10 protein-coding genes are annotated in these 15668 nt (G+C 67.6%); 6 read left to right on the forward strand and 4 right to left on the reverse strand.

Going from position 1 to position 15668, the window contains the following annotated elements; genetic code table 11:
• Positions 1 to 65: 65 nt before the first annotated feature.
• Positions 66 to 1577, reverse strand: a complete 1512-nt coding sequence (locus PMI12_RS21650) for a sugar ABC transporter ATP-binding protein (protein WP_007836733.1) — start codon at positions 1575 to 1577, stop codon at positions 66 to 68.
• The gene (locus PMI12_RS21655) at positions 1574 to 2620 is read right to left on the reverse strand and encodes a substrate-binding domain-containing protein (RefSeq protein WP_007836735.1); all 1047 of its coding nucleotides are present in this window, start codon (positions 2618 to 2620) and stop codon (positions 1574 to 1576) included. The genes PMI12_RS21650 and PMI12_RS21655 overlap by 4 nt, the downstream gene beginning before the upstream one ends.
• Before the next feature lie 178 nt (positions 2621 to 2798).
• Between PMI12_RS21655 and PMI12_RS21660 the strand changes: the two genes are divergently transcribed.
• Genes PMI12_RS21660 through PMI12_RS21670 form a run of 3 tightly spaced genes read left to right on the forward strand, consistent with a single transcriptional unit; the run spans position 2799 to position 6804 of the window.
• Positions 2799 to 4286, forward strand: a complete 1488-nt coding sequence (locus PMI12_RS21660; protein WP_007836738.1) for an FGGY family carbohydrate kinase — start codon at positions 2799 to 2801, stop codon at positions 4284 to 4286.
• Positions 4283 to 6052 (forward strand): glycerol-3-phosphate dehydrogenase/oxidase, encoded by a 1770-nt coding sequence (locus tag PMI12_RS21665; RefSeq protein ID WP_007836739.1) that lies wholly within the window; start codon positions 4283 to 4285, stop codon positions 6050 to 6052. Before PMI12_RS21660 ends, PMI12_RS21665 begins: the two co-directional genes overlap by 4 nt.
• On the forward strand, positions 6049 to 6804 hold the full coding sequence (locus tag PMI12_RS21670) for a GntR family transcriptional regulator (RefSeq protein WP_007836740.1): 756 nt from the start codon (positions 6049 to 6051) through the stop codon (positions 6802 to 6804). The genes PMI12_RS21665 and PMI12_RS21670 overlap by 4 nt, the downstream gene beginning before the upstream one ends.
• A gap of 18 nt (positions 6805 to 6822) precedes the next feature.
• Here PMI12_RS21670 and PMI12_RS21675 read toward each other — a convergent pair whose 3' ends face one another.
• Both PMI12_RS21675 and uvrA read right to left on the reverse strand, forming a co-directional pair.
• On the reverse strand, positions 6823 to 7713 hold the full coding sequence (locus PMI12_RS21675) for a DMT family transporter (RefSeq protein WP_007836741.1): 891 nt from the start codon (positions 7711 to 7713) through the stop codon (positions 6823 to 6825).
• A 12-nt stretch (positions 7714 to 7725) separates the two neighbouring features.
• Positions 7726 to 10812, reverse strand: coding sequence for an excinuclease ABC subunit UvrA (uvrA, locus tag PMI12_RS21680; protein ID WP_007836742.1), 3087 nt, complete (start codon positions 10810 to 10812; stop codon positions 7726 to 7728).
• 172 nt (positions 10813 to 10984) lie between these two features.
• Here uvrA and ssb point away from each other — a divergent pair, with 172 nt between their 5' ends.
• The 3 genes from ssb to PMI12_RS21695 form a co-directional block, all read left to right on the forward strand.
• Entirely contained in the window at positions 10985 to 11542 is a 558-nt protein-coding gene (gene ssb, locus PMI12_RS21685) for a single-stranded DNA-binding protein (protein ID WP_007836743.1), read from the forward strand.
• A gap of 235 nt (positions 11543 to 11777) precedes the next feature.
• Entirely contained in the window at positions 11778 to 15098 is a 3321-nt protein-coding gene (locus tag PMI12_RS21690; protein ID WP_007836744.1) for a bifunctional diguanylate cyclase/phosphodiesterase, read from the forward strand.
• Between the two features lie 70 nt (positions 15099 to 15168).
• On the forward strand, positions 15169 to 15668 hold a 500-nt coding region (locus PMI12_RS21695; RefSeq protein ID WP_007836745.1), incomplete at its 3' end, for a glycine-rich domain-containing protein.

Consider the following 15668-nt stretch of genomic DNA (forward strand, 5'->3'; position numbering starts at 1 on the left):
AGGTACCCCGTCGGCGTGAGCGCGCCCCGAACCGACCAAAGCGCCGCACGAACCCTGCAGGTCTTTCATGCCGCTTCCTGTTCACAGAGTCCGGAGGCGAGCCGCAACAGGGCTTCCTCCGTCATCTCGTTAGATGCCAGTTCGCCCGCGAGCCGGCCATCGCGGATCACCAGCGCGCGGTCGCACAGTCCGATGATCTCGGGCAGCTCCGACGAGATCACGATCACGCCCACGCCCTGGCCGGCCAGCTCGCGCAGGATGTGGTGGATCTCCGACTTGGCGCCCACGTCCACGCCGCGCGTGGGCTCGTCCATCAGCAGCACCGATGGGTTGGTGGCCAGCAGCTTGGCGATGGCCACCTTCTGCTGGTTGCCGCCCGACAGGCTCGCCACCTCGATGGCCACGCCGTCGGACTTGAGCTTGAGCTTCGCACCGAGGTCGACCGCCAGCCTGTGCTCGGCCGCGCGCTGCAGCAGCCCGAAGCGCGAGCTGACGCGCGCGAGCGCCATCGAGGCGATGTTCTGCGCAATGGGCAGGTCGAGGTACACGCCGGCCGCCTTGCGGTCTTCGCTGAGGTAGGCGATGCCCTCTCGCAGCGCGTCCCCGTACTTGCGGATCGCCAGTGCCCTGCCGCGCAGGCGCACGGTGCCGCTGCGCGCGGGGCGCAGGCCGCACACGGTCTCTGCGAGCTCGCTGCGACCGGCGCCCATCAAGCCCGCGATGCCGAGGATCTCTCCGCGCTTCAGCGTGAACGACACGCCGTGCACGCGCTCGCCGTCGGCGATGTCGGTCACTTCGAGCACGTGTTCCTCCGATGCAGGCGCTTGCTGCTTCGGCGGGTAGTAGTTGCCCAGGTCGCGCCCGACCATGCGGCGCACCAGCCCGTCGGCGTCCAGTTCGGCCAGCGGCCCGCAATGCACGTTGCGCCCGTCGCGCAGCACGGTGACGCGGTCGCAGTGCGCAAAGATCTCGGCCATGCGATGGCTGATGTAGATGATGCCGATGCCCTGCGCCTTCAGGTCGTGCAGCACCCTGAAGAGCGCGGCCGATTCGTTGTCGGTGAGCGCGGCGGTGGGCTCGTCGAGGATCAGCACCTTGCAGTCCAGCGTGAGCGCCTTGGCGATCTCGATCAGCTGCTGCGTGGAAATGCTCAGGTCCTTCACCAGCGCAGCCGGGTCGACGTCCTGCCCCAGCCGCTGCAGCACCTTGGCGGCGCGCTCGTCGAGGCTCGCGTAGTCCATCCATGCGTGCCTGCCGGCGTTGATCTCCGGCATGAAGATGTTCTCGGCCACGGTGGCGTCGGCGCACAGGGCGATCTCCTGGTGCACCAGGCCGATGCCCAGGCGCATGGCGTGCGCGGGGCCGTCGATGACCACCTTCCGGCCGTCGAGCGAGATCTCGCCCTCGTCCGGCTGGTGGATGCCGTCGATGATGTTCATCAGCGTGGACTTGCCCGCGCCGTTCTCGCCGCACAGGGCGTGGATCTCGCCGCGCTGAAGCGAGAAATCCACGCCGGAGAGCGCGCGCGAAGCGCCGAAGCGCTTGCCGATGCCGCGCAGTTCGAGCAGGTGGCTCACTCGCCGATTCCCTTGGTGCCGCGGCGTGCGAGGTACTTGTCCCAGTAGAAGTCGTCGGCATTGGCCTTGCTGACCACCGCCAGGCCGTTGTCCAGGAAGGGCACGGCCATCGGGTTGGTGCCGTTGCGTTTGGCATCGTTCATTGGGTCGATGAGCGTGGGGTTCCTGGCCAGGAACAGCATCATCATGCCCATGTAGCCCTGCATGCCCTGGTTCGGGTTGATGGCGCCGAACACGTCGCCCGACTTGATCATGTCGAGGATCTTGGCGTTGACGTCGCAGCACATCACCTTGATGTTCTTCTTGGTCTCCACCTTGGCCTGCGCCGCGCCGAGGGCCGAGTTGGCCTCGGGCATGAACAGCGCGCCCAGGTTCGGGTTGGCCTGCGCGAGGCTCAGCACCGCCTGGTAGGCCTTGTTCGGGTCCTGGTTGCTGGCGGCGCGGCCGACCAGCTTCATGCCCGGGTGCTTGGCCTTCATGCGGTTCACGAAGGCGGCGATGCGGCGGTCGTGGTTGTCCTGGCCCGGGTTCTCCAGCACGGCGTATTCGCCCTTGCCGTTGAGCGAGGCGGCGATGGCGTCGGCGGCCTGCGTGCCTTCGCGGTCGTTGTCGGAGGTGACGAACGATGTGCGCTTGGAGTTCGGCGAGTCGGCCGCGAAGGTGACGACCGGGATGCCCATCGCCGCGGCGCGATTGATCGGCTCGATGAACGGGTCGGGGTTCATCGGGTGCAGCAGGATGCCCGCGGGCTTGCGCGCCAGCTCCTGCTCGAAGGAGGCGAGCTGCTTGTTCACGTCGTACTCCGGCGTGCCGGTGTAGCGCGTGCGCACGCCCAGCGTGCGGCCGAGCTGCTTCATCATTTCGTAGACCGGAAACCAGTACTCCACGCCCGACACCATCACGTTCATCACGTAGACGTCGCTCGGGTTGCCGCGCAGTCCGCCGCCTGCTGCAGGGGCAGCCGCCTGCTGCTGCGCCAATGCGCTGGCGCCAGCCAGGCCGATGCCGGCTGCCGCGGCGGACTTCAGGAAATTACGCCTCATTTTTGTCTCCTCACGTTGGGGGGCACAGCTTGCGATGCTGCTTTTCAGGACAGCATCTTGATCTTCGGTGTCGCGTCACTTGTTATGACAGGTAGAATGTACGCGCTGGACGTTTGACGGGATAACTAGGGGAAACGCTACTGGCGAGGTGCTTTTATTCCGCCGAAGCTGTTATGACATGAAGCCAAACATACTGATCGGCATCGACATGGGATCGAGCAGCCTGAAGGCCCTGGCCCTCGAAGCCGGGAGCGGCCGCTCCATCGCCCTGTCACGCATGCCGCTGCCGCACGACCGGCTGCCTGGAGGGGGATGCGAAGTGGGCGCGACTGCGATCCGCACGGCCCTGACCCACGTGCTGCGCGACGTCGCTCACCAGCTCGGCGAGCGCGTGACCGAGGTTCGCGCCATCGGCTGCACGGGCCACGGCGCGGGGCTCTATGCGCTCGATGCGCGCAACGAACTCGTGGGTGGAAGGGCGGTTGCCTCGACCGACCAGCGCGCCGACGCACGGGCGCGCTCGCTGGCGCTCGGCCATGGCGAGGCGCTGTTCGCGGACGTCGGCTGCAGGCCGTGGCCGGGGCAGCCCACCGTGATCGCCGCCGCGCTGCTCGGCACCGATGCCGTGCAGCGCGGCGCGGTGCACCGGCTGCTGTTCGCGAAGGACTACCTCGGCTTCCTGCTGACCGGCGAGATCGCCACCGACGCGAGCGATGCGAGCACCGCTGGGCTGGTGTCGATCGCCACGGGCAGGTGGTCGCAGGCGGCCTTCGATGCCTCGGGCATCGCGGAGCTCGGGCCGCAGGTCTTCGGACCGCTGGTGCCGAGCGGCGAAGTGATCGGCAGGCTGCGGCCTTCCGAGGCCGCGCTGTGCGGCCTGCCTGCCGGCATTCCGGTGGCGATGGGAGCCATCGACCTGCTCGCGTCGATGACCGCGATCTGTGCGGAAGGGCGCGGACGCGCGGTGTCGGTCTTCGGCACGTGGTGCGTGAACGCGGTGATCGGCCCGGTGATCGAGCCCAGGCCCGACGTGGCGGCCGTCGTGAACTTCGGGCGCGACGACCAGCGGCTCTACATGGAGAACAGCCCTTCGTCGATGGCCAACATCGCGTGGCTGGCCGGCGTGCTGGGACTGCCCGATTCGCGCGCCGTCGTCGACCTGGCGATGTCGGTGCCGCTGGGCGCGGGCGGCCTGCGCTTCCTGCCGTTCGTCAATGGCGGTGGCGGCGTGACGGCGGGCTTCGTCGGCCTCAAGAGTCATCACACACGGGGCGACATGGCACGCGCGGTGGTCGATGCGGTCGTGGCACTGCATGCGCGGCACGCGGCACGCCTCGCGGCATGCGGCCTGCCTGCGTCCGCATCGACCGTGCTCGGCGGCGGCGCGAGCGATGCGCGCCTCGTGCGCCTGCTCGCATCCTTCCTCGGCCATCCGGTCGAACGCTGCGCCGACGACGAAACCGGCGCGCGCGGCGCCGCGATCTACGCCGCCATGTCGCAGAGCATCGACCACGCCGGGCAGGGCAGCGCCTTGCTCGCGCCCTGCGACACGGTCGAGCCCGATGCCACCGAGGCCTGCGCCCATGCCGACTTCAACGCCGGTTTCAACGAACTGATCGACACCATGTCCCCTGTGTTTTTCCATCTGTCGGGAGGCTCGAGATGAGCGCCTGGCAGCTGCCCTTCGTGCGCTCGGCCTCGCTGGCCGATCGTCATTTCTCTACCGTGATCGTCGGCGCCGGCATCAACGGCGTGGGCGTGTTCCGCGACCTGTGCCTGCAGCGCGTGGATTGCCTCATCGTCGACAAGGGCGACTTCAGCGCGGGCGCCAGCAGCGCGCCCTCGCGCATGATCCACGGCGGCCTGCGCTACCTGGAGAACGGCAGCTTCTCGCTGGTGGCCGAGGCCACGCGCGAGCGCAACCTGCTGCTGCGCAACGCACCGCACCTGGTGCAGCCGCTGAAGACGGTGGTGCCGCTGTCCAGCTTCTTCGGCGGGCTGATGAGCAGCGCGCTCAAGTTCTTCGGCCGCACGCCGCCGCAGCGAACGCGCGGCCTGCTTGCGGTGGCTGCGGGCCTTCGCCTGTACGACCTGCTGGGCCGCCGCCAACGCGTGATGCCCAACCACCGCATCAGCCGCGTGCCGCCGAATGACCGCAGCCTGTTCCGCGCGGCGGTGCGCTGGACGGCCACCTTCTTCGATGCGTGGATCAGCCACCCCGAGTGGCTCATCCTCGAACTCATCGGCGATGCCTGCCGCGACCAGCCGCGCTCGGCCGCCGCCAACTACTGCCGCGTGATGGGCTGCGCGGGCAACATCATCACGCTGCGCGACGAGATCACCGGTACGCTGGTGCGCGTGACGGCCGACACCGTGGTGAATGCCAGCGGCGCGTGGCTCGATCGCAGCACGGCCGTGCTCGGCGGCGCGGGCTCGCGCGTGATGGGCACCAAGGGCTCGCACCTCGTGCTCGACCATCCCGCGCTGCGCGACGCGCTGGAAGGCCGCATGGCCTACTTCGAGGCGGTCGACGGGCGCGTGTGCATCGTCTATCCCTTCCTCGACCGCGTGCTCGTGGGCTCCACCGACATCCCGGTGGACGACCCCGACCAGATCGGCACCGAGCCGGCCGAGGTTGACTACCTGCTCGACGTGCTGGCCGAGGTGTTCCCCAACCTGCGCTTTGGCCGCGGCGACGTGGTCTATACCTACGTCGGCGTGCGGCCGCTCGCGCGCTCCGACGCCGACAAGCCGGGGCAGATCTCGCGCGACCACTCGGTGGTGCTCGACCCGCCCAACGCCACGCGCGACATTCCCATGGTCGGCCTCGTGGGCGGCAAGTGGACCACCTTCCGCGCGCTCGCGGAAGAAGCGGCCGACGAGGTGCTGAAGCAGCTGGGCCGCCCGCGCACCGCATCGACCGAGCTGCTGCCCATCGGCGGCGGCGCCGAGCTGCCGGCCGATGCGCAGGCGGTGGAGCGTTTTGTCGATCGACTGGTCGGCGCCTCGGGCATGAGCCGCACGCGCGCGCAGGTGCTTCTGAAGCGCTACGGATCGAAGGCGCTGCCGCTGGCGCAGCGCCTCGCCGCATCGGGCGACATGCCGCTGCGCCATGCGCCCGGCTACTCCGTGGCCGAGCTTTCGTACCTTTGCCTCGAAACCGGCGTGGTGCATCTCGACGATCTCGTGATCCGCCGCACGCTGCTGGCCATCCGCGGGTTCGTCACCGATGCCGCGCTGGCCGAGATGGCGGGCATCGCGGCCGAGGCGCTGGGCTGGGATGCGGCGCAGCAGCACGCAGAGCTGCATGCCTGCGCCACCGCCCTGCGCGAGCGCCACGGCGTGCGGCTTTCGCCGGTGGCAGCGGATGCGCCTGCATCTTTCGATGCATCATTGATGACTCCTCAGGCCCTGAGCCAACCCTCGACGTGAACTCTCCGACCGAAATCTCGACCGTGCTCGACCGCGACTCCGAGTCGCCCCTGTGGGCCCAGTTCCGCGACGCGCTTCGCATGCAGATCCTGCAGGGCGTGCTGCCCATCGGCGCCAAGCTGCCGTCCGAGGCCGAGCTCGGCGAGCAGTTCGGCATCTCGCGCATCGTGGTGCGCGAGGCGCTGGCAGACCTCGTGCGCAACAACCTCATCTACAAGATCAAGGGCCGCGGTGCCTTCGTGTCGGCCCGCGAGCGCGACGAGGATTTCGTTTCCACCGTGCTCGGCTTCTCCGACGAAATGGAGCGCAAGGGCCGCTCGGTGCGCACGCAGATCCTCACGCAGGAACTGCGCGCGCCCACCGAGCAGGAAGCCGCTTCGCTGGGGCTCACCGACGACACCCAGGTGGTCGCGCTCAAGCGCCTGCGCAGCGTCGACGGCGAACTGCGCCTGCTGGTGGAGACCGTGGTGCCCGCCGACCTCGCGCCGGGTTTGCACCGCACGCGTCTGGACGATCGCTCGCTGTACGACGTGCTGCGCCGCCAGTACGGGCTGCGCCTCGTGCGCGCCGAGCGCTGGATCGATGCGGTGCTGCCCGATGCCGAGACCTGCCGGCTGCTCAACCTGCCGCAGCCCGAGCCGCTGCTGCGCATCGAGTCGATCGCCTACGGTGCCAATGGCAGGCCGCTGGAGCACTACCGCGCGCTGCACCGCTGCAAGAGCAGCCGGCTGCACGTACAGACGACGACCTGAAAAAAGAAAAAGGCGCGCTCAGGCCTTCGCTGCGTTGCGCGAGGGCCACAGCACGGAGGCGATGGCGACCATCATCAGCGCCACTGCCACCCAGTCCTGCCAGTGCACGGCTTCGCCCAGCCACACCGCGCCGCTGAAGACGCCGAGCACCGGGATGAACATCACGCTGAGCGTCGAGGCGATGGGCGGCAGGCCGCGCGCCAGGTAGAACCAGGCGGCATGCGCGAATCCGAAGATCAGCACGGCGTTGTAGCCGATCGAAGCCCAGGTCACGCGGCCCGGCCAGTACATCTGGCCGCGCTCGAACAGCAGCGAGAGCACCGTCATCACCCCCGCGGTCAGCGCCGTCATCCAGAACGACAGCGTGAGCGTCGGCAGCCCGATGCGCGTGTGCCGCAGCAACTGCGTGCCCAGCGCCCATGTGGCGGCCGCCACCAGTGCCAGCGCCACGTAGCCGGGCCGCCCCGCGAAGTCGGTGAGTTCATGCCACAGCAGCAGCCCCACGCCTACCGCGCAGGCGCCCACGCCCAGCCACGCGCGCCGCGTGAGCGCCGCGGAGAACAGCAGCGCGCCGATGACGGCCGAGAACACCGGCATCGTGTAGCCCAGGATCGCCGCGCGCCCGCCCGAGAGCGCCTTCACCGCGAGGATGATGCAGGCGTGCCAGACGAACATGTTGGTCGCGCCCAGCCACAGCAGCTCGGGCCACGCGCTGCGCGGCACGCGGAACGGCACCTTCATCCATACCAGCGCGAGGGCCAGCACCGGCACGCCGAGCCAGATCGAGATCGCGCGAAAGGCGAGAGGTGGATAGTCGGCGACGCCCAGTTTCATCACGGGCCAGTTGAACCCCCATGCAAGGGTCAGGAGAACGAGCAGTACCAGCTGGCGCGGGGTGAAGGAAGGCATGGGCCGCGCCGGCTACAGCAGCCGCTTCAGATACCGCCCCGTGTGGCTCGCCTCGTTCGCCGCGATGTCTTCAGGCGTGCCTTCGCCCACCACCGTGCCGCCGCCCGCGCCGCCCTCGGGGCCCATGTCGATCAGCCAGTCGGCCGTCTTGATGACGTCCAGGTTGTGCTCGATCACGACGATGGTGTTGCCCGCGTCGCGCAGCTGGTGCAGCACCTTCAGCAGCAGCTCGATGTCGGCGAAGTGCAGGCCGGTGGTCGGCTCGTCGAGGATGTAGAGCGTGCGGCCGGTGTCGCGCTTGCTGAGCTCCAGCGCGAGCTTCACGCGCTGCGCCTCGCCGCCCGACAGCGTGGTGGCCGACTGGCCCAGCTTGATGTAGCTCAGGCCCACGTCGAGCAGCGTGCGCAGCTTGCGCTCGATGGTGGGCACGGCCTTCAGGAATTCGTGCGCCACCTCCACCGTCATCTCGAGGATCTGCGCGATGTTCCTGCCCTTGTAGAGCACCTCGAGCGTCTCGCGGTTGTAGCGCTGGCCGTGGCACACCTCGCAGGGCACGTACACGTCGGGCAGGAAGTGCATCTCGACCTTCACCACGCCATCGCCCTGGCAGGCCTCGCAGCGCCCGCCCGCCACGTTGAAGCTGAAGCGGCCGGGGCCGTAGCCGCGCTCGCGCGCGGTGTTGGTCTCGGCCATCAGTTCGCGGATCGGCGTGAACAGGCCCGTGTAGGTGGCCGGGTTGCTGCGCGGCGTGCGGCCGATGGGGCTCTGGTCGACGTTGATGACCTTGTCGAAATACTCAATGCCCTCCACCGATTCGTGCGCGGCCGGCTCTTCGTGCGCGCGGTACAGCGTGCGTGCAACGGCGGTGTAGAGCGTGTCGTTCACCAGTGTCGACTTGCCGGAGCCCGACACGCCGGTCACGCAGGTCAGCAGGCCGACCGGGAAGGCCACGCTCACGTTCTTCAGGTTGTTGCCTGTGGCGCCGACCACGCGAATTTCCTGCAGGTCGGTCTGCGTCGCGAGGTGGGCCGCCTCGCGCGCGGCACGGCGTTCGGCCGCGGGGCTCTGCGGAAAGCGCGAGGGCTTCCTGCCTTCGTTGAAGGCCGGCTTCTTCACGACCGGCAGCCACGCGGTGCGGTGCCTGGGCACTTCGATCTTCTTGGTGCCCGAGAGGTACTGGCCCGTGAGCGAATCGGGGTTGGACGACACCTCGGCGTACGTGCCCTGCGCCATCACGCGCCCGCCATGCACGCCGGCGCCGGGGCCCATGTCGATCACGTGGTCGGCGGCGTGGATCATGTCCTCGTCATGCTCCACCACGATCACGCTGTTGCCGATGTTGCGCAGATGCTTCAGCGTGCCGATCAGGCGGTCGTTGTCGCGCTGGTGCAGGCCGATGCTGGGCTCGTCGAGCACGTACATCACGCCCGTGAGGCCCGAGCCGATCTGCGAGGCCAGGCGGATGCGCTGCGCCTCGCCGCCCGAGAGCGTTTCGGCGCTGCGGTCCAGGCTCAGGTAGTTGAGGCCCACGTCGTTCAGGAACTTCAGCCGCAGGCCGATCTCGCGCACCACCTTGTCGGCGATGTCGGCCTTGGCGCCGCGCAGCTTGAGCGTCTGGAACCACGCGAGCGAGTCGCGCAGCGTGAGATGGCTCAGTTCGAAGATCGCCATGCGCGGCGGCTCGCTGCCATCGGCCGGGCGGGCCGATTCGTCCACCAGGAACACGTTGCGCGCTTCGGGCCGCAGCCGCGAGCCGCCGCAGTCGGGACACGGCTGCAGGTTGCGAAAGCGCGCGAGGTCTTCGCGCACCATCACCGAATCGGTCTCGCGGTAGCGCCGCGCCATGTTCGGGATGATCCCCTCGAAGGGATGCTTCTTCGTGAGCTTCTTGCCCGCGAAGTTGCCCGACTCCATGGTGTAGTTGAACTTGATCTCTTCGGCCGCCGAGCCGTGCAGCAGCACCTGCTGCACCGAGGCGGGCAGCGATTCGAAGGGCGCATCGACGTCGAACTTGTAGTGCTTCGCGACGCTCTCGATCATGCTGAAGTAGTAGCCGTTGCGGCGGTCCCAGCCCTTGATGGCGCCGCTCGCGAGCGAGAGCGAGGGAAAGGCCACCACGCGCGCCGGGTCGAACACCTCGCGATGGCCCAGGCCGTCGCAGCTCGGGCAGGCGCCCACGGGCGAGTTGAACGAGAACAGGCGCGGCTCCAGCTCCGACAGCGAGTAGTGGCAGATCGGGCAGGCGAACTTGGCGTTGAACAGGTGTTCCTTGTCGGGCGCACCCTCGGCGCCGAGTTCGAGCGCTATCGCGCGGCCCTCGGCCAGGCGCAGCGCGGCCTCGAAGCTCTCGGCCAGGCGCTGCTGCATGTCGGGGCGCGCGCGCAGGCGGTCGATCACCACGTCGATGTCGTGCTTCTCGGTCTTCTTGAGCTTGGGCAGGTCGTTGTATTCGTAGGTCTGCCCGTCGACGCGAAAGCGCACGTAGCCGGCCGCCTGCATCTCGGCGAAGAGCTCGAGGAACTCGCCCTTCTTCTCGCGCGCCACGGGGGCCAGGATCATGAGGCGCGGTTCGTCGGGAATCGCGAGCGTCGCATCGACCATCTGCGAGACCGTCTGCGCCTGCAGCGGCAGGTGGTGGTCAGGGCAGTAGGGCGTGCCGGCGCGGGCGTACAGCAGGCGCAGGTAGTCGTGGATCTCGGTCACCGTGCCCACGGTGGAACGCGGGTTGTGGCTGGTGGCTTTCTGCTCGATGCTGATCGCGGGCGAGAGGCCCTCGATCACGTCGACATCGGGCTTGTCCATGAGCTGCAAAAACTGCCGCGCATAGGCCGACAGGCTCTCGACGTAGCGCCGCTGGCCTTCGGCATACAGCGTGTCGAAGGCCAGGCTCGACTTGCCCGAGCCCGACAGGCCGGTGATGACCACCAGCTTGTTGCGCGGGATGTCGAGATCGACGTTCTTCAGGTTGTGGGTGCGCGCACCGCGGATGCTGATGCGCTGCTGCGCCAGCACGGCGCCGAGGTAGGTGTTTCGCTCGAGTTCCGCGTCGCGTGCGCTTTCCTCGTCGGCGGCGGCGTATTCAGTGGCTTTTGAATTCAAAGGGGGCGATCGTCCGAGGGCAACCAGACATGATAGACCGCCGCGCATTTCATGGCGAGGTGCCGGGTTGCGGCGGAGACGGATGCACCGGCTCCGAGCTCCGACAGCCTTGGGGCACAATCGAGGGTTCCTCTCAACCTCCTCCTTCATCTACTTATCAGGGGCAGTGCATATGGCATCGGTCAATAAAGTCATCGTCGTCGGCAACCTGGGGCGCGACCCCGAAATGCGGACCTTCCCGAGCGGCGATCAGGTCGCGAACGTCACCGTGGCCACCACCGATCGCTGGAAAGACAAGCAAAGCGGCGAAATGCGCGAAGCCACCGAATGGCACCGCATCGTCTTCAACGGCCGCCTGGCCGAAATCGCCGGCCAGTACCTGCGCAAGGGCTCGCAGGTGTACGTCGAAGGCAGCCTGCGCACGCGCAAGTGGACCGACAAGGACGGCATCGAAAAGTACACCACCGAAATCCGTGCCGACCAGATGCAGATGCTCGGCAGCCGCCAGGGCCAGGGCGGCCCGTCGGGTGGCCCCGGTGATGACGACGGCGGCTACTCGCAAGGTGGTGGCGGCGGTGGTTATTCGCAGGGCGGTGGCGGTGGCGGCGGCGGCGGGTACGCCGCGCGTGCGCCCGCGGCGGCACCGCGCGCTCCGGCGCCGGCTCCACGCCAGGCGCCGGCCAAGTCGTCGTCGGGCTTCGACGACATGGATGACGACATTCCGTTCTGAACGGGCCTTTTTACTTTTTGAACAAGAGCCAGGCGTCGCGAGACGCCTGGCTCTTTGCAATTGGGGAGATGACTGGGTGGGGCTAATACTTTGATTTTCAAAATTAGGCAAAAATCATTTGTAACGCCCTTACATCCCCCGTATATTGTTCCAAAATGCAACCGTTGCGTTCTCTGCCGTGCCACACTGTTGTCCACGGAGCTACCCGGCTCGTACAAGCGACAGGATCAAACCCATGTCTTTGTCCGTCTGGGCCAGGATTCGCCTGCCGCTGGTAATTTTCATCCTCGGCGCGGCGCTATCGATCGCCCTCAGCATTTCGGCGCGCCAGGAGATCGGGCGCAGCGCCCAGGCGCGCTTCGACGCAACCGCGTTCGATCTGGCACGCAAGGTCGAGGCTCGCTTCGACGACTACATTGCCGTCCTCATCGGCCTGCGTGCGCGATTCAACACCTCCGAGGCCGTGACGCGAAGCGATTTCAGGGACTACGTCGCGGGGCTGAACCTTGCGACCGCGTACCCCGGTTTCCAGGCCGTCACCTATGCGCCCCGCGTTGCGGCGGGCGACAAGCAGTTCTTCGAGGCACGGGTCCGTGGCGATGCCAGTCTCGACGCCAGCGTTGCCTCCCGCTTCGCCATCAAGCCGCCCGGCGAGCGTGACACCTACTACCCGCTGATCTACATCGAACCGCAGGCCGGCAACGAGAAGCTGCTCGGCAACGACCTGGGCGCGATGCCCGACAGGGGGGACGCGCTCGAGCAGGGGCGTGACACCGGCGGGCTCGTCTCCTCCGGGCGCAAGGTGCGCATCCCGGGTCGCGAGTCCGACATCGGATTGGCGATGCGGCTGCCGGTCTATCGCACGGGGCAGCCGCTCGATACGCTCGAGCAGCGGCGCAGCGCCTATATGGGTTCGGTCGGCGCGGGCTTCAGCATCGCAGGCATGCTGCGCGACATGGTTGGCGACGATGCCGCGAGGACGCTCCGGCTGCGCCTGATCGATGCCGGCCCGGGCCAGGGGGCGGTCGGCACGCGCGTCGAGACCAGGTTCGTGAAGCCGACCCCCTTCGGCGAGCGGCAACTGCTGTTCGACAGCGCGGCTTTGGCGAAGTCGGCCGTCGCACCGGCGCGCAGCCTCGAGCGTGTGCTCGGCTTCGAGTTGGGCGGCCACTCCTGGCTGGTCGAGGTCGGCCAGGACGAGCGCCAGGTCTTCGGTCCGCTCGACAAGGCCATCCCCTGGTTCATCGTCCTCGGCGGCCTGGCCACCAGCATGCTGATTGCCGGCATCGTCTTTTCGCTGACCACTTCACGCAGCCGGGCCCAGGTCCTGGCGACCGAGATGACCAGCCACCTGCGCACCAGCGAACGACAGTTGGAGGATGCCCAGCACCTGGCGAGCCTGGGCAGCTGGATACTCGATCCCGAAACCGGAGCCCTGCAATGCTCCGAGGAAGCCCGGCGCATCCTCGGTTTCGAGACCGACCTCTTGCTGCCAGACCTGCCGGCGCTGCTCTCGCGAGTTCCGGACTCGGAACGCTCCGAGGTCGAACGACAGATCGCGCAGGCCTCCCGGTCCATGGAACGCAGCGAATTCGAGCACCGCCTGTGCCTGCCCGATGGCACCGAACGCTGGCTGCACGTCATTGCGCAGTCGGCCGAGGAAGACGGAAAGACGCTGGTGCGCGGCACCGTGCGCGATGCCACGCGGCGCCGCAAGGATGCGTTGCGCCAGAAGCTCGAGTACGAGATCGCCCGGCTGCTTGCCGGCGATGGCGCGGCAGAGACGGTGATCACGCAGGCGCTGGAGGCGGTATGCACCGAGTTGCGCTGGGACTGCGGCATGTTGTGGCGCGTCGGCGACGACGGCCTGGTTCGCTGCGCCGCCGCCTGGCATGCCGACAGCGGCCCGGCCGTGCGGCAATTCGTCAGCGACAGCCGCTCGCTCGAATACCGGCCTGGCGAAGGCTCGCTGGGCCGCGCCTGGGGGACCGGTGGCGTCGTGCAAATCGACACGCGGGCAGCCCCGGGCGACTTTGTGCACGATGCGATGGCGGGGCAGGCCGGACTGGCTGGCGGCCTCGTTGTGCCGATGGTCACCACCGGTGTGACCACCGCGCTGGAGCTTTTTGCCCGCAATCCGTACGTGGACGACGCCGAGACGCTGGAGTCGCTGCGTGTGATCGCCCTGCAGATTGCCCAGTACGAGCAACGCAAGCTGGCCGAGCGAAATCTTCGTTTCATGGCCAGCCACGACGAACTCACCGGGTTGTTCAACCGCGCCGCGCTGCAACACGAGCTTGATCGCGCCATCAAGCGCAGCAACCGCCATCAGAAGCAGTTCGCGGTGATGTTCGTCGACCTGGATCGCTTCAAGCACATCAACGACACGCTCGGCCATGGCGTGGGCGACGAGATGATCAAGACCTGCGGCGAGCGCCTCACGGCGCTGCTGCGCGAGGACGACGTGGTGGCGCGTTTCGGCGGCGACGAGTTCGTGCTGCTCCTGGAGAACCTGTCCAGCGCGAACGATGCCGCGGTACTCGCCGAAAAGGTGCTGGCCTGCTGCGCCGAGCCTTTCGTCATCGAGGGGCGCGAACTGCACGTCAGCGCCAGCGTCGGCGTGAGCATCTACCCGGACAACGGCGGCGACGTCGAAGCGTTGCTGAAGAACGCCGACACCGCGATGTACCGGGCCAAGGAAAGAGGCCGCAACACCTTCCGGTTCTATGCGGCGAAGATGAATGCACAGAGTACCGAGCGGCTGATCCTGGAGAGCGCACTGCGCCATGCCGTGGAACGAGGCGAACTGGAGATGCACTATCAGCCGAAGATGAATCTGCAGACCCGGCGCATCGTCGGTGTCGAGGCGCTGATGCGCTGGCACCATCCGGTTCTGGGCATGATCCCGCCCGTGCAGTTCATTCCGATCGCCGAAGAGATCGGCTTGATCGTGTCCATGGGCCGGTGGGCGCTGGAGAGGGCCTGCGCCGATGCGCGCGCGTGGCGGAATTACGGTCTGCCGGACGTGTTGATGAGCGTCAACCTGTCGCCGCGCCAGTTCGAAAGCCAGACGCTCGCCGCCGACATACGGGGCATCCTGGAAGCCTCGGGCCTGGAGCCGGCGCTGCTCGAGCTGGAAATTACCGAAGGTGCGGTGATGGAGAACCCCGAATATGCGGCCAATTTGCTCCGGACGATTCGAGACATGGGCGTCGGCCTCGCCATCGACGATTTCGGAACGGGCTATTCCTCGCTCTCCTATTTGAAGCTTTTCCCGCTGTCGACCGTCAAGATCGACCGTTCCTTCATCAACGATCTCTCGCAGGACGCCGATGCACGGGCGCTCATCGACGGCATCATCACCCTGGCCCACGGGCTGCGAATGAAGGTGGTGGCCGAGGGCGTGGAAACCGAAGCACAACTCGACTACCTGCGCATCCGCGGATGCGACGAGGTCCAGGGCTATTGGCTGTGCAAGCCCGTGCCCGCCGACGAGGCACGCAATTTCATGGCGCGTCACCTGCGCAACCAGTTTGCTCCGTCGGTAGCGGCCTGACGGCCGGACCTTCGGGCAATCGTCACCGGGCACGTTGCTCGGACCTACTCGCAACTTCACAGGAGCATTCATGATCGATTCCACCCAAGGCAAGACGCTCGAGCAGACGATCGCCGCCATCCAGGCCCTCGACCTCACGCTGATCAAGTTCAAGGCCAGCCGCAAAGAGGACGGCTACGGCTGGTCGGCCGGCTACGCGGACCAGATGGAGGTGGCCTACAAGCGCTACCTGATACTGCACGCCAAGCACCCCGACCTGACGCTTGCTCCCGAGCAGGACGTCGACCGCTTCTGGCACATGCACATCCTCGACACGAGAAAGTACGCAGCCGATTGCGAAGCCACCTTCGGCCATTTCCTGCACCACTTCCCGTACCTTGGCCTGCGCGGCGAGGATGACGCCAAGGCGCTGCAGGAGGCCTTCCTGGAAATGCAGCGCCTGTCTGCCGAGGAGTTCGGCGAGCCGATGCCCCATCGCGAGCCGGGCAAGGATTCAGCCGCATGGTGCTCGCTCGAAGCGGGCAAGCCTTCAGCCGCATGGTGCTCGCTCGAGGCGGGCAAGCCTTCGGC

Origin of the sequence: Variovorax sp. CF313 (assembly GCF_000282635.1) — a bacterium.
In the GTDB taxonomy this organism is placed as follows: domain Bacteria; phylum Pseudomonadota; class Gammaproteobacteria; order Burkholderiales; family Burkholderiaceae_C; genus Variovorax.